Genomic DNA, 21,294 nt, shown 5'->3' with positions numbered 1-21,294 from the left:
GGCGCGTCCTTAGACGATCATGTTGAGCGGGTCTTCGATCAGCGGCTTGAAGGCCGCCAGCCACTTGGCGCCCGTCGCGCCATCGACCACCCGGTGATCGCAAGTGAGGGTGACAGACATAACCGTCGCAATCACCAGTTGGTCGCCGCGCACCACGGGCCGCTTCTCGCCGGCGCCGACCGAAATGATGGCGCCCTGCGGCTCGTTGATGATCGAGGCGAACGACTTGATCCCGAACATCCCGAGGTTGGAGATCGAGAAGGTGCCGCCCTGGAACTCCTCGGGCTTCAGCTTCTTCGTCCGCGCCCGCTCGGCCAGGTCCTTGGCCTCGGTGGCGATCTGGGCCAGGCCCTTGGTCTCGGCAGCGCGTATGATGGGGGTGATCAGCCCGCCGGGGACGGCCACCGCCATGGCAATGTCGGCGTGCTTGTGCAGCGCGATGCCTTCCGGCGTGTAGGACGCATTGGCCTCGGGCACGCGCATCAGGGCGATGGCGGCGGCCTTGATCACCATGTCGTTGACGCTGACCTTCACGCCCTGCTTCTCCAGCATGGCGTTGATCTTCGCGCGGGCGGCCAGGAGCTCGTCGATCTCCAGATCCATGTTCAGCGGGAAGTGCGGGACGTCCCGGAAGCTGTCGGTCATCCGGCGCGCGACCGTCTTGCGCATGCCGTCCAGCGGGATCAGCTCATAGCTGCCGGCCGCGATGCCCATCTGCTCGAGGGTCTGGGCCTGGCGCGGCGCCTGGGCGGCCGGAGCGCCGGCCGGCGCGGCCGGCGGCGCCTTCGCTTGGCCGGGCCCAGCCTTGTCTACGTCCACCTTGACGATGCGGCCGTGCGGGCCCGAGCCGGTCATGGCGGAGAGATCGAGACCCTTCTGTTCGGCCAGCCGGCGCGCCAGCGGCGAAGCGAAGATGCGGCCGCCGTCCGCCGCCTTGGCAGGCGCGGGCGCTGCAGCGGGAGCCGGCTTCGGCGCCTCGGCCTTGGCGGGTTCAGGCGCCTTGGCGGGCGCAGCCTCGGCCTTGGGAGCTTCGGCTTTCGGCGCTTCGGCCTTGGGCGCGGGCGCCTCGCCCTCACCGGCCAGCCGGGCGATCGGGGTGTTGACCTTCACGCCCTCGGAGCCTTCGGCGATCAGGATCTCGTCGACGACGCCTTCGTCGACCGCCTCGACCTCCATGGTCGCCTTGTCGGTCTCGATCTCGGCGATCACGTCGCCGGACTTCACGGTGTCGCCCTTCTTCACGTGCCACTTGGCCAGCGTGCCCTCTTCCATGGTGGGCGAGAGGGCGGGCATGAGGATGTCCGTCATGCGTGTTCCTTGGAGAGATGACTGAGGGACGCCGCATTGGCCTCCCAGTTCTGGCCGTCGAAGGCCTCGATGACGAGCTCCAGCCCGTCCACGGTGTCCAGGCAGCGGCCGTTGACGCTCCAACCGTCGGGGTTCGACCGCGGGCGGTAGAAGCTCTTCACGCCGCAGTCCGCGCAAAACAGGTGCTTCGCCACGCGGGTGTTGAACGTGTACTCGGCCAGCCGGTCCGCGCCCTTGGTCAGGCGGAAGCGGCTCTCCGGCACGATCACGTGCACGAACCCGGTCTTGGCGCACATGGAGCAGTTGCAGGTCTGCGCCTCGACGCGCGACGGCAGGGCCGCCTCGAAGCGGACCCCGCCGCAGTGGCACCCGCCTGCCCGCCAGGCGAAGGGCTCGCTCACTTGTAGCTGACGGCCTTGGCCGCCTTCACGATCCGCTCCACCGAGGGCATGGACAGCGCCTCGAGGTTGGCGGCGTAGGGCAGCGGCACGTCCTCCTGGTGGACCCGCATCGGCGGGGCGTCGAGGTAATCGAAGGCCAGCTCCGTCACCTTGGCCGCCACCTCGGCGCCGACGCCCATGGGGCCCCAGCCTTCCTCGACGGTGACCAGGCGGTTGGTCTTCTTCACGCTCTCGACTACGGTCTCGATGTCCATGGGCCGGATCGTGCGCAGGTCGACGACCTCGGCCTCGATACCGTCCTTGGCCAGTTCCTCCGCGGCCTGCAGGCAGAAGCCGACCATCCGGGAGTAGGCCACCAGGGTGACGCCCGTCCCTTCGCGGCGGACCTTGGCCTTGCCGATCGGCACGACCCAGTCGACGCCCTCCGGCACGTCGAACTCCTGGCCGTAGAGCATCTCGTGCTCCAGGAAGACCACGGGGTTCGGATCGCGGATGGCCGCTTTCAGGAGGCCCTTGGCGTCGGCCGCGTCGTAGGGCGCGATCACCTTCAGGCCGGGCACGTGACCGTACCAGGCGGCGTAGTCCTGGCTGTGCTGCGCCGCCACGCGGGCCGCCGCGCCGTTCGGGCCGCGGAAGACGATGCTGGTCTTGATCTGGCCGCCGGACATGTACAGCGTCTTTGCGGCCGAATTGATAATATGATCAATGGCCTGCATGGCGAAGTTGAACGTCATGAACTCGACGATCGGTTTCAGGCCGGCCATGGCCGCCCCGACGCCGAGGCCGGCGAAGCCGTACTCCGTGATCGGGGTGTCGATGACCCGCTTGGGCCCGAACTCGTCCAGCAGGCCGCGGCTGACCTTGTAGGCGCCCTGGTATTGCGCGACCTCCTCGCCCATCAGGAAGACGTCGCCGTCGCGGCGCATCTCCTCGGCCATGGCGTCGCGCAGGGCGTCGCGGACGGTCACCTTCACCAGGTTCACGCCCTCGGGCAATTCCGGGTCCCTCAGCGCCGGCTTGGGCGTGACGGGCGCTGCGCCCTCACCCTCCGGCTGCGGCTTGGCCGTCTCCGGCGGCTGTTTCTCGGGATCGCCGGCCGCCGCCTGCGCGGCAGGCGCAGGCGCCTCCGCCTTCGACTCCGGGGCCTTGGTGGCCGCCCCGCCCTCGCCGCCCAGGCGGGCGATCGGCGTGTTGACCTTCACCTCCTCGGAGCCTTCCGGCACGAGGATCTCGGAGATCACGCCCTCGTCGACCGCCTCGACCTCCATGGTGGCCTTGTCGGTCTCGATCTCGGCGATCACGTCGCCGGAGCGCACATTGTCCCCCACCTTCACGTGCCACTTAGCGAGGGTGCCCTCTTCCATCGTGGGCGAGAGCGCCGGCATCAGGATGTCGGTCACGCGCGCCCCCCTTGGACAGCAGCTTCCGTATAGACGTCGGTGTAGAGTTCGGAGGGATCGGGCTCGGGACTTGTGCGGGCGAACTCGGCGGCGTCGGCGACGATCTTCTTCACCTCGGCGTCGATCCCCTTGAGGGTCGCCTCGTCAGCCCAGCCGTTCTTCTCCAGCAGTTCCTCGACGTGGTCGATGGGATCGCGGGTCTTGCGGACCTCGTCCACCTCCTCCCGCGTCCGGTACTTGGCCGGATCGCTCATGGAGTGGCCGCGATAGCGGTAGGTCTTCATCTCGAGGATGTAGGGCCCCTGGCCGGACCGGGCGTGCTCGGCCGCCTTCTCGGCGGCGGCCTTCACGGCCAGCACGTCCATGCCGTCGACTTCCTCGCCCGGAATGCCGAACGACACGCCGCGCTTGTGCAACCGCGTCTCGGCCGACGAGCGCTGGATCGCCGTGCCCATGGCGTACTGGTTGTTCTCGATCACATAGACGACCGGCAGCTTCCACAGCTCGGCCATGTTGAAGGCCTCGTAGACCTGGCCCTGGTTGGCCGCGCCGTCGCCGAAGAAGGCGAAGCTGACCTTGCCGTCCTCGCGGTACCAGTTGGCGAGCCCAAGGCCCGTGCCCAGCGGCACCTGCGCGCCCACGATCCCGTGGCCGCCGTAGAAGGCCGCCTCGGTCGAGAACATGTGCATGGAGCCGCCCTTGCCCTTGGACGAGCCCCCGATCCGGCCGGTGAGCTCGGCCATGACCTCCTTGGGGTCCATGCCGCTGGTGAGCATGTGGCCGTGGTCACGGTAGCCGGTGATCACCTCGTCGCCCGGCTTCTTGGCCGCCTCGACGCCCACCGCGATGGCTTCCTGCCCGATGTAGAGGTGGCAGAAGCCGCCGATCAGGCCCATGCCGTAGAGCTGGCCGGCCCGCTCCTCGAATCGGCGGATCAGCAGCATCTCCCGGTAGTACCCGAGAAGCTCTTCCCTGGTGACGCCGGCCGGGCCCTTCGGGGCCTCCTTCGCCGCGCCGTTGGTTTTCCGCCGACCGGCAGCACCGGTCTGACCGCGCGCCATGCGTCACTCCGTGATCTTCTTGATGGCTCCCAAGACCGACGAACCGGCCTCAAGGTTTCAAGCGGATCACATAATCCCTCGGGTCCGCGAAGCCTAGCAGGGAGCGCGCCCTTTCCTCCAGCAGGTCGGCGGAAAGGCTGGTGTCGCGCAGCAGTTGGGCGCGGACTTCCAGGTCATGGCGTTGGGCGGTCAGGGCCGCCAGCTCGCGGGTCTTGGCGGTCAGGGTGGCGTCGCGCTGGTTCGACCTCAGCAGGCCGCCCTCGCCCGTGAACGCATGCACGCCGAAGTAGAAGATCAGCAGCGCCAGGGCGGCGGTGGACAGGTAGGGGCGGAGACGAGCCAGCACGGTGATTCCCAGAACAGCCCCTCCAGATCGCGCCGCCATGCTTAATTTTGCGTTGCGGCGCGAACATGGCGCGCAGACCGCTGCGGCCTGCGCGCCCGACGTTCAGGTCATGGATAGACCGAAAGACTGCACCACACGCGGTAGCGGCCGCCGTCGCCGTTGAAGTTCATGCTGAACTGGTTGGGCGGATCGGCGGTCAGGCCGGCCCAGTCGTAGTACGACTTGGTGGCTGCCCCGAGGCCCAGCAGGATCGTCCGGCAGCGGATGATGTCGTCCTCGAACCAGCTGATGATCCAGTCGACCAACATGCCCAGCAGCCAGCCGACGGCCGCGCCCAGGGCCGTGCCCAGCGGTCCAAAGTAGGAGCCGAGCGCCGCCCCGATAGCCGAGCCCACGGCCCCGGCGATCGCCTTCTGGACCTCGTCGCCGATCTTCTTCCAGAGCTTGGTGATGAAGTCGGCGAAGCCGCCGCCGTCCTTCTCCGCCATGCACAGCACGGCATGGTAGAGGTAGGGCCAGTCCGGTCCCCGCACGAGGCTCCATTCGTGCAGCAGCTTGCCCCGGCCGGGGTACTTCTTCTTCTCGCCCGCGTCGAAGTCGTTCGAGACCATGAACTCCGGAATCTTGTGGGTGTCGCCGTCCGGATCGGTCGCGACGCCGCCCATGGCGATCTCGTCGGAATCCGAGAGCTCGCTGGTCTCCTCAATGCAGTGAACGCTGTTGAGGAAGAGCCCCAGCTTCTTGTACTTGGCGCCCGCCACCACGTCCGGATTCAGCTTCGGCAGGTCCCGCAGCTTGGTCAGGTCGATGCCCGTCAGCTTCTTGGCGTGGAATACGTTGGGCGGCGCGTCGGTGAGGACGGCGTCGTTCTGGCCGAACGCCAGCAGGCTGGCGTGCAGCTTCTGCCCGGACACGTTCAGCCGGCCCAGGCCTGCCTCGGCCTTGTCGGACCCGCGATAGCTCGCCTTCTCGACCGCGCCATACCGGCCGAAGAAGGTTTCGCGCACGCCGGCCGGAGCGCCCAGCATGCTCTGGGCCCTGGCCTGCACGCGGCTGCGCGCGGCCGCCGGCCGGGCCGCGACCATGGCCTGGAACAGCTGGTCGATCTCGGTGGCCTCCGGCGCGGCGACGCCGGCGGCGGCCATCGTGAACGACAGCTTGAGCTTGTTCTCCACGTCCTTGAGCAACGCGCGAACCTCCGGCGAAGAGGGCGCTTGCGGATCGATCGTGACGATCGGCGACTTGCGGCTGACGACAGCAACGCTTGTCCGTTCCATTGTTTCGTCGGGCATATCATCGTCTCCATTGCTCTACACGTTTGCGCGATTTCGCCACGCGCCGATGGATCGATTTAGATTTCTAGTTAAGGTTGCGAGTACCCCAATCGGGGGATGTGGAGGGCCGGGGGTTGGGTGCAGCCGATCTGGTGTTCGACCTCGCGGACCGCTTCTACGAGGCGGCCGAGGATCCCGCGGCCATGCCGGAAGCCCTGACGCGCCTCGCGCTCAGCACCGGCGGCCACCATGCCGTGACCGCTGAGCAGCGGCAGGCGGACGGCGTCTGGGGCGCAGCGGCCGGGAATGTCGATCCAGCCCTCAGCCAGCGCATGCTGGGTACGCTCGGCGACGAATCCGTGCGCATCTGGCTCGGCCGCTTCCCCCGCTCGGGGTGGGACCGCATGTGCCACATGGTGCCGGTCGACACGCCGCTGAGCCGGGCCCTGTACGACAGCCAGTTCTACGCGGATTTCGTCAAGCCGCTCGGCGGCCACCACGCGGCGCTAACGGCGCTCGACGTGGGCGAGACGCGCAGCTTCCTGTCGGTGTTCCGTCCGGAGGAACTGGGCGACTACGAGCCTGAGGCGATGGGGCTGCTGGAGGCGGTGCGGCCGCATCTGGCCCGCGCCTTCCGCCTGCGCCGGCAACTGACCGCAGCCCAGTCGGGCGCCTGTGCGGGGTTCGGCATGCTGGACCGGATGCGCACGGCCGTCGTCCTGCTGGACCGCCGCCTGCAGCTGCTGTTCGCCAACCGCGCGGCCCAGGACCTCGCCGCGGCGTCGGATGTCCTGGTGCTGGACGGCTTCGGCCTGCGCCTGCGGGCTGGCGGATATGCGCGCCACTTCCAGGCGATGCTGGCGGCAGCGTCCGCCGACGTGGCCCCACCGGAGCAGGCCCTGCGCCTGGCCGTCCCGCGCGACGGCTCGCCCTTCCCGCTCCTGCTGCAGGTCGAGCGGCTGGAGACCCCGGGGCTACGGGCCGCCGGGGCGAATGTGGGAATCTTCATCGACGATCCGGGCGTGACGCTCGCCGTCGACGCGGCTGTCCTCAGCGAGGCCTTCGGCCTGACCCCCCGCGAGGCGGCCCTGGCCACCGCCCTGGCCCGCGGCGGCGCGCCCAAGCAGGTGGCGTTCGAGCTCTGCATGTCGGAAGGCACGGCCAAGACCCACCTGAAGCGGATCCTGGACAAGGCGGGGGCCCACCGAACGGCCGAGCTGATCAGCCTGATCGGGGGGCTGAGCCGCTAGAGGTTCCGCAGGGCGCCCTTGCCGGCGTAGACGGCCTGGTCGCCCAGCTCTTCCTCGATCCGCAGGAGCTGGTTGTACTTCGCCGTCCGGTCGGACCGCGCCAGCGAGCCCGTCTTGATCTGACCGCAATTCGTGGCGACCGCCAGGTCGGCGATGGTGGAGTCCTCGGTCTCGCCCGACCGGTGGCTCATCACCGCGGTGTAGGCGTTGCGGTGGGCCAGATCGACGGCGTCCAGGGTCTCGCTCAGCGTGCCGATCTGGTTGACCTTCACCAGGATGGAGTTGGCGAGGCCCTTGCCGATGCCCATGCCCAGGCGCTCGGGGTTGGTGACGAACAGGTCGTCGCCCACCAGCTGCACCTTGGCCCCCAGCTTGTCGGTCAGCAGCTTCCAGCCGTCGAAGTCGTCCTCGGCGCAGCCGTCCTCGATGGTGACGATCGGGAACTTGGCCACCAGCCCGGCCAGATAGTCGACCATACCGGCCGGGTCGACCGTCTTGCCCTCGCCCTCCATGACGTACTTCCCGCCCTTGAAGAACTCGGTGGAGGCCACGTCCAGGCCCAGGTGGAAGTCCCTTGCCGCCTTGTAGCCGGCGCTCTCGCCCGCCTTGACGATGAACTCCAGCGCCGCCTCGGCCGAGCCGATGTTGGGGGCGAAGCCGCCCTCGTCGCCGACGTTGGTGTTGTGGCCGGCGGCCTTCAGCTGTGCCTTCAGGGCGTGGAAGATCTCGGCGCCCATCCGCAGGCCTTCCGCGAAGGTCTCCGCGCCGGTCGGCAGGATCATGAACTCCTGGATGTCGATCGGGTTGTCCGCGTGGGCGCCGCCGTTGATGATGTTCATCATCGGCACCGGCAGGACGCGCGCGGAGACCCCGCCGACGTACTTGTAAAGCGGCAGGGCGGCCGAGCTGGCCGCCGCCTTGGCCGTGGCGAGGCTGACGCCCAGGATGGCGTTGGCGCCCAGGCGGGCCTTGTTCTTCGTGCCGTCCAGCTCGATCAGCAGGCTGTCGATGCGGCGCTGGTCCTCGGCGTCGGAGCCGGACAGGGCGTCGTAGATCTCGCCGTTGACCGCCTCGACGGCCTTCTGGACGCCCTTGCCCAGGTAGCGGCCCTTCTCGCCGTCGCGCTTCTCCACCGCCTCGTGGGCGCCGGTCGAGGCGCCGGAGGGGACGGCCGCACGGCCCATCGACCCGTCCTCGAGGATCACGTCCACCTCGACCGTCGGGTTGCCCCGGCTGTCCAGGATCTCGCGGGCGGTGATGTCGACGATCTCGGTCATGGGGTCCTCTGGCGGCGTCTGGGAGCGGCTGGTGCTTAGCCAGCTTCTCCCTTCGGGGCAACGCCGCCTTGACCTCCGTGGCGGCAGCGGCCCATCCCGGGCGCGAAGAGGAGTCCCCCATGCTGCTGGTCGAAAAGCCCCTCGATGGCGTCGCCGTCGTCACCTTGAACCGCCCCGAAGCCATGAATGCGCTCTCGAAGGCGCTGCGGGCCGCGTTGCAGCAGGCGATCCTTGAGTTGGAGGCCGACCCCGAGGTCAAGGTGATCGTCCTGACCGGCGCCGGCGAGCGCGCCTTCACCGCGGGACTCGACCTGAAGGAGCTGTCCAGCGACCCGCTGGGCATGGGGGCGGCGAACGCCACCGATCCGTCCGAGAATCCGGCGCGCGCGGTCCTGGCCTGCTCGAAGCCGATCATCGGCGCGATCAATGGGGTTGCGATCACCGGCGGCTTCGAGGTGGCGCTGGCCTGCGACGTCCTGATCTGTTCCACCAATGCCCGCTTCGCCGACACCCATGCGCGCGTGGGCATCACCCCGGGCTGGGGCTTGTCGCAGAAGCTCAGCCGCTGCATCGGTCCCTACCGCGCCAAGGAGCTGTCCCTGACCGGCAACTTCCTGGACGCCGCCAAGGCCTACGAATGGGGGCTCGTGAACCGCGTGGTGGCGCCCGACGAGCTGATGCCCGCCGCCCTGCAACTCGCCGCCCAGATGGCCGACATCGAGGCCGACATGCTGGTCACCTACAAGGCCATGATCGACGACGGCTATGCCCTCACAATGGGCCAGGGCCTGGACCTGGAGCACGAGCGCTCGGTGGTCCACAACCGCGCGGTGACGCCGGAAATGGTCGCCGCGCGCCGGGCCGCCGTCCAGGCGCGCGGGCGCAACCAGTAGAGGTCAGGCCTTCAACCGCTCCCAAGGGCCGGTGATCGCCAGGGTCATGCCGGGCCAGTAGGCATTGACGAAGAGGGTCGAGCCGTCGGGCGAGAAGCAGACGCCGGCCAGCTCCGTCGTCGGCAAGGCGCCGTCCGACGGTCCCCGCACGAGCCGGCCCATCGCATAGACCTTGCCCTCCGGCGTAATCCCCTTGAGGTAGTTCACGCCGCGCAGCTCGACCTTGTCCTCGCACACCATCAGGTGGCCGTTCGGCGCGATGGCGAGGTTGTCGCACATGTTCATGACCTTCGGGTCGGTGGGCTCGACGAAGAGCTGCACGCGGCCCGGCTCGTCCTTCTCACGCGGATCGCCCTCGAACCGGCTCGGCCGATAGCGCAGCACCTGGCCCAGGCGCTTGGGGCCGCCGCTGGTGCAGGTGAAGTAGAGCTCGCCCTCGCCGAAGAAAATCCCCTCTCCGCGCGCGAACCAGGCCGCGCCCTTGGCATGGCCGCGGTGGCGCAGGTCATCGTTGGGGTTGTCCACACCGTCGAGGTCAATCCAGACGGTGTCCCGCCACTGGCCCGGGGTCCACTCGGCGCCGCTCCAGTTGCGGCTGTCGCCGCCGTCCCTGAACGCCAGGGCCTGGAGCCGGCCGCCCTTCGCCAGGGCGCGGCGGTCGTTGGGCAGGAAGCGATAAAACAGGCCGCGTCCGTCGCCCTCGTCCTCGGTGAGGTAGACTACGCCCGTGCGCGGATCGATGGCCGTGGCCTCGTGCTTGAAACGGCCCAGCCCCGTGAGCGGCGTGGCCTGGACGAGGCCCTTGGCACGGCTTGGAACCTCGAACACCCAGCCGTGCGACTTCTGCAGCGTCTGGCCGCCGGCGTTCGGGCCGGGGTTCACGACGGTCTCTTCGCAGGTCAGCCATGATCCCCACGGCGTCACGCCCCCGGCGCAATTCACGGCCGTGCCGGCAAGGCTGAGGTGGCTGCTTTCCAGCCGCTTCTTCTTCAGGTCATAGACCAGGGTCGTGGTCCCGCCGCACAGCGGCTTGCCGTCCTGGTTCAGGTCGTAGACGCGGGTTCGATCGATCCGATCCGCCAGGGCGTGATCCTTGCCGAAGGCGCCGTAGGCCAGGTCGCTCGGCTTCAGCTCGTGGTTGCGGACCAGGATCACTCGGTCGCGGTCCAGTGGAAAACAGCCCATGCCGTCCGCCTTGTGCGGCGTCACTAGGCCATCGCTCATGGTCTCGCCCGCCTTCGAAAAGGCCTGGTAGGAGAAGCCTTCCGGGAGATCGAAGACCGCCGCGGGGTCGGCCTTCAGCGGCCCGTAGCCAGGGGCCTCGTTCACATAGCCATCGCCCGTGGACTGGTCCTGCGCGACGGCGAAGCGGGACAGGCCCACGAAGGCGGCGCCGGTCGCGGCGGCCGAGATCAGATGGCGTCGTGAAATCGTCATGGGGTCCCCGTGGCGGGCGACCTTATTCCGGACCGGCGTGACCGCGTCATGACAAATGTGAGCGGTCGCGGAACGCAAAACGCCGGCCTTTCGGCCGGCGTCTGATTTCGCACGCTGATGCGAAAGGAAGAGGCTTAGTCTTCCTTCGGCGTCAGGACCTGGCGGCCCTTGTACATGCCGGTCTTCAGGTCGACATGGTGCGGACGCTTCAGCTCGCCCGTTTCCTTGTCTTCGTGGAAGGAGTTGGGGCCGAGCGCGTGGTGCGAACGGCGCATGTTCCGCCGCGACGGCGAAGTTTTGCGTTTAGGAACAGCCATCGGAGTATCTCGCCGGCGTGGAAATGATTGCGGCGGCCAGGATCGGGAATCCAGGGCCGCCTGCGTGAGCGGCGGCTTATGCATGAAACCCCGCGCGCGATCAAGCCGCCTGAGCTAGCTTCTGGCGTCAGCGGATTGCGAGGGGGCCATCATGCCGCAGGAACTCGTCTTTACGCCCATGGGCGCCATGGCGCTCCTGACGTTCATCGTGCTCGGCTTCATCCCGGCGAGCCGGTTCCGCGCCGTTTCCGCCCGGCAGGTGACGGCGGAGGACTTCAAGCTGGGCGAATCGGCCCGCGTCCCGCCGCAGGTGGCGGTCACCAACCGCAACTTCATGAACTTGCTCGAGCTGCCGATGCTCTTCTACGTGGCGGGGCTCATGTACTACGTGGCCGGACGGGTCGATCAGACGGCTCTGGCGCTGGCCTGGAGCTACGTTGGCCTGCGCGCCGTCCATTCGGCCATCCATCTCACCTACAATAACGTCATCCACCGGCTGAGCGCCTACACCCTCTCGAACGCGGTGCTCATGGCCTTCTGGGTGATGTTCTTCGTCTGAGCGCGGCTAGACCAGCCGGCTCCGCTCCTTCGCCGCGCCGATGAAGCTGGCGAACAGCGGGTGCGGATCGAACGGGCGGCTCTTCAGTTCGGGGTGGAACTGCACGCCCACGAACCACGGGTGGTCCTGGCGCTCGCACAGCTCGGGCAGGACGCCGTCGGGCGAGAGGCCCGTGAACTTCAGGCCCGTCTTCTCGATGGCCTCGCGGTAGGCGATGTTCACCTCGTAGCGGTGCCGGTGGCGCTCTGAGATGTTGGCCGCGCCATAGATCTCCGCCACGCGGCTACCCGGCGTCAGCACCGCCTCGTAGGCGCCGCAGCGCATGGTGCCGCCCAGTTCGCCGCCCGCCGCGCGGAATTCCTTCTCGTTGCCGCGCACCCACTCGGTCATCAGGCCGACGATGGGTTCGGAGGTGGGCCCGAACTCGGTGGACGAGGCCTGGTGGATGCCCGCCAGGTTACGCGCCGCCTCGATCATCGCCATCTGCATGCCGAAGCAGATGCCGAAGTACGGCACCTGGTGTTCGCGGGCGAACTGCACCGAGCGGATCATGCCCTCCGACCCGCGCTCGCCGAAGGCGCCGGGGACCAGCACGCCGTGCACGCTGTTCAGCCGCTCGCTGATCAGCGCCTCCTCCTTCTCGAAGACCTCGCCCTCGATCCAGTCGAACCGGACCCGCACGTTGTTGGCGACCCCGCCGTGCACCAGCGCCTCGATCAGGGATTTGTAGGCGTCGGTCAGCGCCGTGTACTTGCCGACGATGGCGATGTTCACCTCGCCGTCGGGATGGCTCAGCCGATGGGAGATGTCCTCCCAGCGCGACAGGTCGGGCTTGGGCGCCGTGTCGGCCAGGCCGAAGACGTCCAGCACCTCGGTGTCCAGCCCCTGGCGGTGGTAGTCCAGCGGCACGGCGTAGATGTTCTCCGAGTCCATCGCCTGGATCACGGCGCTCGGGCGCACGTTGCAGAAGAGGCCCAGCTTCTTCCGCTCGCTCTCGGGAATCGGCATCTCGCAGCGGCACAGCAGGATGTCGGGCTGGATACCGATCGACCGCAGCTCCTTCACCGAGTGCTGGGTCGGCTTGGTCTTCATCTCGCCGGCGGTCTTGATGTAGGGCAGCAGCGTCAGGTGGATGAAGCAGGCGTGGCCCCGGGGCAGCTCCTGGCCCAGTTGGCGGATCGCCTCGAAGAACGGCAGGCCCTCGATGTCGCCGACGGTGCCGCCCACCTCCACCAGCACGAAGTCCACGCCCTCGCCGGGATCGGAGAGCACGAAGTCTTTGATCTCGCCGGTCACGTGCGGGATGACCTGGACGGTCGCGCCGAGATAGTCCCCTCGCCGCTCCTTCTCGATGATCTTCTTGTAGATCTGGCCGGTGGTGATGTTGTCGGCGCGCGTCGCGTTGACCCCGGTAAAGCGCTCGTAGTGCCCAAGATCCAGGTCGGTCTCGGCGCCGTCGTCGGTGACGAACACCTCGCCGTGCTGGGTCGGGCTCATCGTGCCCGGATCCACGTTGAGATACGGGTCGAGCTTACGAAGGCGGACCTTGTAGCCCCGCGCCTGCAAAAGGGCGCCAAGCGCGGCGGACGCGAGACCTTTACCCAGGGAGGAGACCACGCCGCCGGTGATGAAAATGTACCGGGCCATGGGCGTTCAGCGTAGCTCTGATTCGGTCACGGTTCCCCGCGGGTTTCGCGTCTATCCACGACTACTTTTGGGCCGGCGCCGGCGCGGGCGCGGGAGCCGCAGGCGTCGCAGCCGGCGTGCCGAAGGGGTTGTTGATGGTGGGCGTGGGCGCTTGCAGCGGCGCCGGGGCCGAACCGGCGGGCCCGGGCTGGGCCGTGCCGGCAGGCGGTTGCGGCGGCTCGCGGTTCAGGTCGGCGGGATTGACGGCGTTGACCTTCATCCGGTCGACGACCGATGCGGCGCCGCGCTCGCGGCCGGCCACGATGGTCAGCAACAGGCCCAGGATGAAGAAGATGCTGCCCAGGATCCAGGTGATCCGCGTCAGCAGGTCGCCCGCGCCGCGCACCGACACCAGTGAGTTCGTGCCGCCGCTCACCAGCCCGCCGCCCTCGGAGCGCTGCAGCAGCACCACGACGACGAGGAAGAAGGCGACGATGACTTCGATCACCAGCAGGAGGTTCAGCAGCATGGTTGCATCTTTCCGGTGCGCACGGGCCACACCCGGCCGAAATGAAGCGCGCGCTCTATCACCGCGCCCGTCCCAAAGCCATAGCTAGTGCGTCGCACCCGTCCAACAAAGGGTGCGGGGGCTGATCGATGATTCTGGACCTGAAGCGTCTTCCGATCCTGGAGACCGAGCGGTTGCGGCTGGAACCCCTGACGGCCGGCGACGCCGCCCATCTCTACCCCATCATGGGCGACCCGGAGGTGATGGCCTACTGGGACGTGCCCGAGATCGACGACCCGGACGTCGTCGCCGAGATCGTCAACGGCCAGGTCGAAGGGATGAAGTCCGGCCGCGCGGTCCACTGGGCCATGCGCACCCTTCACGGCCGGGACTTCCTAGGATCCTGCGACCTGTCGGAGATCGACCGCTGGAACCGGCGCGCGGAGGTGGGCTTCGTGCTCGGCCGCGAGGCCTGGGGCCAGGGGTACGCCCTGGAAGCCATGCGGACGGTGGTGGCCTTCGCCGCCACCAGCGGCCTGCGCAAGCTCACCGCGCGCACCCATCTCGGCAACCGGCGCTCGGAGTCGCTGCTGGAGAAACTGGGCTTCAACGAGGAGGGCCTGCTCCGCGGTCATATCCTCAAGGATGGCGAACGGCGCGACTGCCGCGTCTTCGGACTTCTGCTCTAGCCGCGCGGCCACTATCTCAGGCCCATGAGCAACCCGATCGCCGTCACCGGCTTCGACCACATCGTGCTGCGGATCCGCGACAAGGACCGCATGCTGGGCTTCTACGTGGGCGTGCTGGGTCTTTCACTCGACCGCGACCGGCCCGAACTCGGCCTGACTCATGTGCGCGCCGGCCCGCAGATGATCGACCTGGTCACCCTCGACGGACCGCTGGGCCGCAAGGGCGGCGACGGGCCGGGGCAGACCGGCCGCAACCTCGACCACTTCGCCCTGCAGGTGCGTCCCTTCGACGAGCCGGCCATCCGCGCCCACCTCGCGGCGCATGGCGTCGAGGTGATCGAAGAGGGCCCCCGTTACGGGGCCGACGGCGACGGCTTCTCGCTGTACGTCCGCGACCCCGAGGGCAATGTGGTCGAGCTTAAGGGCCCCAGCGCCTAGACAGCCCGGATGATCGCCAGGAAATCCTCGGCCTTCAGGGACGCGCCGCCGACCAGGGCGCCCCCGACCTCGTCCGCGTGCAGGATTTCGGCGGCGTTCGACGGCTTCACTGACCCGCCATAGAGGATCGGCGCGGACTTTCCCGCCTCGCCGAACATCTCGACCAGCGTGGCGCGGATGGCCCGGTGAACTTCCTCGATCTCCGGCGTCGTCGGCGTCAGGCCGGTGCCGATGGCCCACACGGGCTCGTAGGCCACCGAGAACGCCTTTCCGGCGAGGTCGGCCGGCAGCGAGCCACGCACCTGTCCGGTCACGACCGCCAGCGCTTCGCCCGCCTTGCGCTGCTCCAGGGTCTCGCCTACGCACACGATCGGCTCCAGCCCCGCTCGCAGGGCCGCGCCAACTTTCGCGCTCACGTCGGCGTCCGTCTCGCGGTAGCCGGCGCGCCGCTCCGAGTGACCGAGGATCGCCAGGCTGGCGCCGGCGTCGGCCAGCATCTCGGCCGAGACGTCGCCAGTGAACGCGCCCGCGTCGTCCCAGTGGTGGTCCTGACCACCCACCAGCACCGCCGTGCCCGCCAGGGCCTGCGCCAGGCGGTGGATCAGGATGGCCGGAGGACAGATCGCCACCCGGGCCCTGCTCTCGCCGATCCCCGCGGCGACGGCCCTGGCCTCCTCGACGGACGCTCCCAGGCCATTCATCTTCCAGTTTCCGGCGATCAGGGGCTGCGGGGCGGTCATCGGTCCTCCGGTTGAAGTGAAGGGCACGGCGGTTAAGCCATGCCGCCCGGACTGTCACGCGCTTGCCGGACGGAACACCCCTCCACTATACCGGCGCCCACGCCCTTCCCGGGAAAGGACCCGAATGCTCGCTGCGGTACGCAACTTCGCCAAGTCATGGCCCGCCAAGATCCTGATGGCCGTCCTGGCGATCAGCTTCATCGGCTGGGGCGTGAACCAGGGCGGCACGTCCCTCGTCGGCGGCGACCAGGTCATCAAGGTCGGGTCCCGGACGATCACCTCGCTCGAGTTCCGCAGCGAGTACGACAACTACAGGAAGCGCCTGGAGCAACAGCAGGGCCAGCCGATCACCACCGAACAGGCGCAGGCCGGCAATCTGGACGCCGTGGTCCTGAACGGTGTCGCCACCCGCGAGGCGTTCTCGGAGATGCTCTCGCGCGTGGGGATCAAGCCCGGCGACAAGCTGATCCTGGAGCAGATCCAGAAGATCCCGGCCTTCTTCGATCCCATCTCGGGCCGCTTCGACAAGAAGACGTTCCAGCAGCGCCTGGGCGAAAACGGCATGACGCCGGAGCGGTTCGACGCCGTGCTCCGCGACGAGATGGCCAGCCAGCACTGGGCCGTGGCCGTCCAGAACGGCCTGACCGTGCCGCGCGCTTACGGAGCCCTCGCCTCGGTGTTCGCGCTGGAGTCCCGCGACCTGGCCTATGTGACGCTCGGCGTGAACGCCGTGCCGCAGCCGGCCGCGCCCACCGATGCGCAGCTTCAGGCCTTCATCAACGAGAACAAGGCCCAACTCACCCTGCCGGAGATGCGGGTCCTGACGGTCGTCCCGTTCACGCCGCAGGGCGCCGGCGCGGGCAACGCCCCGATCGATCCGGCCGAACTGCAGAAGCGCTATGAGTTCCGCAAGGACACGCTGTCGAAGCCCGAGGTGCGTACGGTCGTGCAGATCCCGGCCAAGGACGCCGCCACGGCGCAGAAGGTCGCCGCCGCCCTCCGGGCCGGCCAGGCGCCCGAGGCGGTGGCCAAGTCGGTCGGCGTCGACGCCGTCACCTTCGCAGACCGGCCCCTCAGCGCCATTTCCGATCGCAAGGTCGGCCAGGCGGCGTTCAAGATGCAGGCGGGCGAGGTCGCGACCGTGCAGGGCGACCTCGGCACGGCGGTCGTGAAGGTCGTCAGCGTGGTCCCGGGCCGCGTGGTCACCCTCGAGGAAGCCCGCCCGATGCTCGAGGCCGAGATCCGCAAGGACCTGGTCACCGAAAAGGTCTACGCCCAGACCCAGGCCTACGACGACGCCCAACAGGGCGGCGCCAGCCTGGCCGACGCGGCGCAGAAGGCGGGCGTCGCCGCCACGACGGTCGGCCCCATCACGGCCCAGGGCGTCAACGAGCAGGGCGCCCAACTGCAGGGGTTCCCGCCCAAGATCCTGGAGACAGCCTTCGCCCTGCCCTCGGGCGGCGAGAGCGAAGTGACCGAACTGGGCGACGGCGCCTATTTCGCCGTCCGCGTCGAGCGGATCCTCCCCGCCCACGTTCCGCCGCTGGCCGAAATCCGGCCGATGGTGACCCGCGCCTACATGCAGCGCGAAATCGTGAAGGCGCTGGAGGCCAAGGCCGAAGCGATCCGCGCCCGCGTCGCCAAGGGGGAATCCCTGGACGCCGCCTCGGGCATGACGGTGTCGCGCCTGCCCGGCCTGACCCGTCAGACCGCCAACCAGCAGCAGGCGCTCGGCGGCGAGGTCCTGGGCCGCACCTTCGCCTCCAAGCAAGGCGACGTCTGGGTCGCCCGGGCGCCGAACGGCATCGTCGTCGGCCGCGTCGAGACGGTCCGCACCGACTCCGGTCCGACCGCCGCGCGCCTGGCGGAGGAGAACCGCGGCGCGCTCACCCAGGTGCTGTTCCGCGAGATGGGCGAAGCCGCCCAGGCCTATGCCCGCACCAAGCTGAAGACCAAGGTCGATGCGGCGCGCGCGCGCAACGCCGTCGGCTTCGAGCCGGTGACCGACGAGAAGGGCGCAGCGGAGAAGAAGAAGTGACGTCCGAGCCGCCGTTCGAGGCCTTTCGATCGACCTACGACGGCGGCGCCCCCCAGGTCGTCTGGACGCGCTTGGTCGACGACCTGGAAACCCCGGTCTCCGCCTTCCTGAAGATCGGCCACGGGAAGCCGTACGCCTTCCTGTTCGAGTCCGTGGAGGGCGGCGCCTTCCGCGCGCGCTATTCGATCATCACCCTGAACCCCGACCTCGTCTGGCGCTGCCGCGGCGACCAGGCCGAGATCGCCACCGGCGCCGACATCGCGGCCGAGCGGTTCACGCCGCAGGCCGGCGGCGCGTTGGACAGCCTGCGCGACCTGTTGGCCAAATCCCGCATCGAACTGCCGCCCGGCCTTCCGCCCATGGCCGCGGGCGTCTTCGGCGCCCTGGGCTACGACACCGTCCGGCTCGTCGAGGACCTGCCCAACGTCAATCCGGACCCCCTCGGCCTGCCGGACGGCGTGCTCGCGCGCCCCTCCATCGTCGCGATCTTCGACGCGATCGCGCAGGAGATCGTGCTCGTCACCCCTGTGCGTCCAGGCGATGCATCGGCTCAGGACGCCTATGCAGCGGCGCAGGCGCGGCTCCAGACCGTGGCCGACGATCTGCGCAAGCCTGCGCCGCCCCTGACCCATGCCGCACAGCCGCAGCCGGACCGGTTCACCACGCCCGTCAGCCGCGAGGACTACCGGGCCATCGTCGAGAAGGCGAAGGCGTACATCCGCGCGGGCGACATCTTCCAGGTGGTGCCCAGCCACCGGTTCCGGGCGCCTTTCGAGCAGGATCCCTTCTCGCTGTACCGCTCGCTGCGGCGGACCAACCCGTCCCCGTTCCTGTTCTTCCTGGATTTCGGCGACTTCCACATGGCCGGCTCCAGCCCCGAGATCCTGGTTCGGCTGCGGGACGGCAAGATCACCATCCGTCCGATCGCGGGCACCCGGCCGCGCGGCGCCACGCCGGAAGAGGACCGGCGCCTCGAGGAAGAGCTGATCGCCGATCCCAAGGAGCGGGCCGAGCACCTGATGCTGCTTGACCTGGGCCGCAACGACGTGGGTCGGGTGGCCATGCTCAAGCAGGCAGGCGCCAACGAACCGGCCAAGCCGTCGCGGACCCCGCGCGTCCGCGTCACCGACAGCTTCTTCGTCGAACGCTACAGCCACGTGATGCACCTAGTGTCCAACGTCGAGGGCGACGCCCCCGAGGGTCTGGATCCCGTGGACGTGGTCATGGCCGCCCTGCCCGCCGGCACGCTCTCGGGCGCGCCCAAGGTGCGGGCCATGGAGATCATCGACGAACTGGAGATCGAGAAGCGCGGGATCGGCTATGCCGGCGCCGCCGGCTATTTCGGCTCGGACGGCTCGGTCGACACCTGCATCGTGCTGCGCACGGCGCTGTTCAAGGACGGCGTCATGTACGTCCAGGCCGGCGGCGGCGTGGTGGCCGACAGCGACCCCGACGCCGAGTACGACGAGACCCTGCACAAGGCCCGCGCCCTGCGCCGCGCCGCCGAGGAGAGCTGGCGATTCATCTGACCCCTCCGCCCGTCCCGCAAGGACGCCAAGCCAGAGTCAGAGAATGCCCACCACCCGCCCCGCCTTCGCCAGGACCGAGACCGCCCCGGATCAGCCCGGGGCGCTCTCGACCACGTGCTGGGTCTGCAGCGGCGGGGCCAGCACCATCACCGTGGCGAACACCACAGAGGTCACGGCCAGCGCCGTCGCCGCCACCAGCGCCGGCCACATCGGGTCGTGGCGCTCGGGCGTCTTGAGGAGCGCCCGCGCGCGGGCCACTTGCGAAGCATCCAGAGCCGAATCGGTCCGCGACATACCCCCAGCATCCCGCTTGGCGCGCGTTGCGGCAAAGCCTATGGAACCGTCATGATCCTGGTGATCGATAACTACGACAGCTTCACCTACAACCTCGTCCACTATCTCAACGAGCTGGGGGCGGAGACGGTTGTCCATCGCAATGATGCGATCACCGTCGATGAGGCGCTGGGCCTGAGGCCGGAGGCCGTCCTGCTGTCGCCCGGGCCGTGTACGCCAAATGAAGCCGGCATCTGCCTCGCTCTCATCGGCCATGCGCCGGAATCCCTGCCAATCCTCGGCGTCTGCCTCGGCCATCAGGCGATCGGCCAGGCGTTTGGCGGCGAAGTCATTCGCGCCCGCGCCCTCATGCATGGGAAAACCAGTCTCATCCATCACACGAACACGGGTGTCTTCGCGGGGTTGAAAAACCCTTTCACGGCCACCCGCTACCACAGCCTTTCCGTCGAAACGGACCATCTGCCGCAGGTTCTGGAGGTCACGGCTCGGACCGAGGACGGCGAGATCATGGGCGTCCAGCACAAGACGCGGCCGATCCACGGCGTTCAGTTCCACCCGGAATCCATCGCGACCGAATGCGGCCACCAGCTGCTGGGCAACTTCCTCGACCTTGCGGGCGTCAAGCGCCTGGCCGAGATCTGAGCCGCCCTGCATGTCCGACGCTTTCAAGCCGCTGCTCTCGCGCCTCGCCGACGGCGGCACGCTCTCCGAGGACGACGCGGGCGAGTTCTTCGCTGCCTGCCTGCGGGGTGAGCCGACCCCCGCCCAGGTCGGGGCGGCCCTGACCGCCATGCGGATGCGCGGCGAGACGCTGGGCGAGATCACCGCCTGCGCCCGCGCCATGCGGAAGGCCGCGATCCATCTCGACCCGCCCTACCCGACGATCGACGTCTGCGGCACCGGCGGCGATGGGCTGCACACGTTCAACATTTCCACCGCCGTAGGTTTCGTGGCGGCCGGCGGCGGGCTGAAGGTCGCCAAGCACGGCAACCGGGCGCTCTCCTCCAAGTCGGGCGGCGCCGATGTGCTGTCGGAGCTGGGCGTGGCGATCGACGCGGGGCCGGAACGCCAGCTGCGCGCCCTGGACGAGGCGGGCATCTGCTTCCTCTACGCGCCGGCCCACCACGGGGCGATGCGCCACGTCTCACCGATCCGCCAGGAACTGGGTTTCCGCACCATCTTCAACCTCCTGGGCCCCCTGACCAATCCGGCGGGGGCCAAGCGCCAGGTCGTCGGCGTCTTCGCCGAACGCTGGGTGGCCCCGCTGGCCCAGGTTCTGGGCGCCCTGGGTTCGGAACGGGCCTGGGTGGTCCACGGCGGCGGCATGGACGAGATGTCGACCACGGGCGAGACCAGCGTGGCCGAGTTCCGCGAGGGCCAGGTGCGCCTCTTCACCGTCACCCCCGAGGCCGTGGGCCTGAAACGCGCCGCCCTGGCCGACCTCACCGGCGGCACGCCCGCCCAGAACGCCGAGGCCCTGCGCCGCCTGCTGCAGAGCGAACAGGGCGCTTACCGCGACATCGTCCTGCTCAACGCCGCCGCCGCCTTCCTGGTGGGCGAGAAGGTCGAGACCCTGCGCGAGGGCGTGGAACTGGCGGGTCGGGTCATCGACGATGGCCGCGCCCAGGCCGCGTTGGACAAGCTGGTCGAGATCGCCGGCGCATGAGCGACATCCTGGCGAAGATCGCCGCCTACAAGCGCGAGGACGTGGCCGCCCGCAAGGCCGCCCGGCCCGTCGTGGACCCTGCGGGCGCATCCCCGCCCCGGGGCTTCCGCGCCGCGCTCGAACGGGCGCACGGCCCCGGCCGGCTGGCGCTGATCGCGGAGATCAAGAAAGCCTCGCCGTCCAAGGGCCTGATCCGGGCCGACTTCGACCCGCCGGCCCTGGCCCGCGCCTACGAGAGCGGCG

The 21,294-nt window shown here is 69.0% G+C and carries 22 protein-coding genes and 1 pseudogene; 10 read left to right on the top strand and 13 right to left on the bottom strand.

The genetic code is table 11. From position 1 onward, the window contains the following. Positions 1-9: 9 nt before the first annotated feature. From A2790_RS15865 to A2790_RS15840, 6 genes are all read right to left on the bottom strand, one after another. A complete protein-coding gene (locus A2790_RS15865) occupies positions 10-1,308 on the bottom strand; it encodes a pyruvate dehydrogenase complex dihydrolipoamide acetyltransferase (protein WP_293393530.1) in 1,299 nt (432 codons plus the stop codon). Next, a complete protein-coding gene (locus A2790_RS15860) occupies positions 1,305-1,709 on the bottom strand; it encodes a GFA family protein (RefSeq protein ID WP_293393528.1) in 405 nt (134 codons plus the stop codon). Before A2790_RS15860 ends, A2790_RS15865 begins: the two co-directional genes overlap by 4 nt. Next, positions 1,706-3,109, bottom strand: coding sequence for a pyruvate dehydrogenase complex E1 component subunit beta (locus A2790_RS15855; RefSeq protein ID WP_293393526.1), 1,404 nt, complete (start codon positions 3,107-3,109; stop codon positions 1,706-1,708). Before A2790_RS15855 ends, A2790_RS15860 begins: the two co-directional genes overlap by 4 nt. Beyond that, positions 3,106-4,170 (bottom strand): pyruvate dehydrogenase (acetyl-transferring) E1 component subunit alpha, encoded by a 1,065-nt coding sequence (gene pdhA / locus A2790_RS15850; RefSeq protein WP_293393524.1) that lies wholly within the window; start codon positions 4,168-4,170, stop codon positions 3,106-3,108. The genes A2790_RS15855 and pdhA overlap by 4 nt, the downstream gene beginning before the upstream one ends. Positions 4,171-4,219: 49 nt before the next feature. Further along, positions 4,220-4,516, bottom strand: coding sequence for a septum formation initiator family protein (locus A2790_RS15845; RefSeq protein ID WP_068875448.1), 297 nt, complete (start codon positions 4,514-4,516; stop codon positions 4,220-4,222). Positions 4,517-4,623: 107 nt separating this feature from the next. Next, positions 4,624-5,808 (bottom strand): hypothetical protein, encoded by a 1,185-nt coding sequence (locus tag A2790_RS15840; protein ID WP_293393520.1) that lies wholly within the window; start codon positions 5,806-5,808, stop codon positions 4,624-4,626. A gap of 116 nt (positions 5,809-5,924) precedes the next feature. Here A2790_RS15840 and A2790_RS15835 point away from each other — a divergent pair, with 116 nt between their 5' ends. Further along, on the top strand, positions 5,925-7,040 hold the full coding sequence (locus tag A2790_RS15835; RefSeq protein WP_293393518.1) for a helix-turn-helix transcriptional regulator: 1,116 nt from the start codon (positions 5,925-5,927) through the stop codon (positions 7,038-7,040). Here A2790_RS15835 and eno read toward each other — a convergent pair. Further along, on the bottom strand, positions 7,037-8,317 hold the full coding sequence (gene eno / locus A2790_RS15830; RefSeq protein WP_293393516.1) for a phosphopyruvate hydratase: 1,281 nt from the start codon (positions 8,315-8,317) through the stop codon (positions 7,037-7,039). The two genes, A2790_RS15835 and eno, sit on opposite strands and share 4 nt — an antisense overlap. 119 nt (positions 8,318-8,436) lie before the next feature. On the opposite strand from eno, the gene A2790_RS15825 reads away from it, so the two are divergent. Next, positions 8,437-9,210: an enoyl-CoA hydratase gene (locus tag A2790_RS15825; RefSeq protein ID WP_293393514.1), complete on the top strand. Its 774-nt coding sequence runs from the start codon at positions 8,437-8,439 to the stop codon at positions 9,208-9,210. A gap of 3 nt (positions 9,211-9,213) precedes the next feature. On the opposite strand, the gene A2790_RS15820 is transcribed toward A2790_RS15825, so the two are convergent. Together A2790_RS15820 and rpmF are read right to left on the bottom strand one after the other, a co-directional pair. Beyond that, positions 9,214-10,647 (bottom strand): alkaline phosphatase PhoX, encoded by a 1,434-nt coding sequence (locus tag A2790_RS15820; RefSeq protein WP_293393512.1) that lies wholly within the window; start codon positions 10,645-10,647, stop codon positions 9,214-9,216. A gap of 134 nt (positions 10,648-10,781) precedes the next feature. Continuing rightward, the gene (rpmF, locus tag A2790_RS15815) at positions 10,782-10,964 is read right to left on the bottom strand and encodes a 50S ribosomal protein L32 (protein WP_068875442.1); all 183 of its coding nucleotides are present in this window, start codon (positions 10,962-10,964) and stop codon (positions 10,782-10,784) included. A 151-nt stretch (positions 10,965-11,115) separates the two neighbouring features. Here rpmF and A2790_RS15810 point away from each other — a divergent pair, with 151 nt between their 5' ends. Further along, positions 11,116-11,523, top strand: coding sequence for an MAPEG family protein (locus tag A2790_RS15810; RefSeq protein ID WP_293393510.1), 408 nt, complete (start codon positions 11,116-11,118; stop codon positions 11,521-11,523). Positions 11,524-11,529: 6 nt separating this feature from the next. On the opposite strand, the gene A2790_RS15805 is transcribed toward A2790_RS15810, so the two are convergent. Together A2790_RS15805 and secG are read right to left on the bottom strand one after the other, a co-directional pair. Further along, positions 11,530-13,170, bottom strand: a complete 1,641-nt coding sequence (locus A2790_RS15805; protein ID WP_293393508.1) for a CTP synthase — start codon at positions 13,168-13,170, stop codon at positions 11,530-11,532. 61 nt (positions 13,171-13,231) lie between these two features. Next, positions 13,232-13,678 carry a preprotein translocase subunit SecG gene (secG, locus tag A2790_RS15800; RefSeq protein WP_293393506.1) on the bottom strand — a complete coding sequence of 149 codons (447 nt, stop codon included), beginning with the start codon at positions 13,676-13,678 and terminating at the stop codon, positions 13,232-13,234. 128 nt (positions 13,679-13,806) lie between these two features. On the opposite strand from secG, the gene A2790_RS15795 reads away from it, so the two are divergent. Next, complete coding sequence (locus A2790_RS15795) at positions 13,807-14,346, top strand: GNAT family N-acetyltransferase (protein ID WP_293393504.1); 540 nt, start codon at positions 13,807-13,809, stop codon at positions 14,344-14,346. Positions 14,347-14,370: 24 nt separating this feature from the next. Next, positions 14,371-14,784, top strand: a complete 414-nt coding sequence (locus tag A2790_RS15790; RefSeq protein WP_293393502.1) for a VOC family protein — start codon at positions 14,371-14,373, stop codon at positions 14,782-14,784. Here the strand turns inward: A2790_RS15790 and tpiA are convergent. Next, complete coding sequence (tpiA, locus tag A2790_RS15785; protein ID WP_293393500.1) at positions 14,781-15,524, bottom strand: triose-phosphate isomerase; 744 nt, start codon at positions 15,522-15,524, stop codon at positions 14,781-14,783. The two genes, A2790_RS15790 and tpiA, sit on opposite strands and share 4 nt — an antisense overlap. 124 nt (positions 15,525-15,648) lie before the next feature. Between tpiA and A2790_RS15780 the strand changes: the two genes are divergently transcribed. After that, entirely contained in the window at positions 15,649-17,562 is a 1,914-nt protein-coding gene (locus A2790_RS15780) for a peptidylprolyl isomerase (RefSeq protein WP_293393498.1), read from the top strand. Next, positions 17,559-19,091, top strand: coding sequence for an anthranilate synthase component I (gene trpE, locus A2790_RS15775; protein ID WP_293393496.1), 1,533 nt, complete (start codon positions 17,559-17,561; stop codon positions 19,089-19,091). Before A2790_RS15780 ends, trpE begins: the two co-directional genes overlap by 4 nt. 90 nt (positions 19,092-19,181) lie before the next feature. Here trpE and A2790_RS15770 read toward each other — a convergent pair whose 3' ends face one another. Continuing rightward, positions 19,182-19,385, bottom strand: coding sequence for a hypothetical protein (locus A2790_RS15770; RefSeq protein WP_293393494.1), 204 nt, complete (start codon positions 19,383-19,385; stop codon positions 19,182-19,184). A gap of 51 nt (positions 19,386-19,436) precedes the next feature. Between A2790_RS15770 and A2790_RS15765 the strand changes: the two genes are divergently transcribed. From A2790_RS15765 to A2790_RS15755, 3 genes and pseudogenes are all read left to right on the top strand, one after another. After that, positions 19,437-20,027 carry an aminodeoxychorismate/anthranilate synthase component II gene (locus A2790_RS15765; RefSeq protein WP_293393492.1) on the top strand — a complete coding sequence of 197 codons (591 nt, stop codon included), beginning with the start codon at positions 19,437-19,439 and terminating at the stop codon, positions 20,025-20,027. A gap of 10 nt (positions 20,028-20,037) precedes the next feature. Next, the gene (gene trpD / locus A2790_RS15760) at positions 20,038-21,051 is read left to right on the top strand and encodes an anthranilate phosphoribosyltransferase (RefSeq protein ID WP_293393490.1); all 1,014 of its coding nucleotides are present in this window, start codon (positions 20,038-20,040) and stop codon (positions 21,049-21,051) included. Beyond that, a pseudogene (locus tag A2790_RS15755) lies at positions 21,048-21,294 on the top strand (indole-3-glycerol-phosphate synthase TrpC); the annotation flags it as partial. The gene trpD and the pseudogene A2790_RS15755, both read left to right, overlap by 4 nt.

The organism is Phenylobacterium sp. RIFCSPHIGHO2_01_FULL_69_31 (genome assembly GCF_001824475.1).
GTDB lineage: Bacteria > Pseudomonadota > Alphaproteobacteria > Caulobacterales > Caulobacteraceae > Phenylobacterium.
Note: the sequence above shows the minus strand (reverse complement) of the source record. Positions and strands in the feature narration are given on the sequence as shown.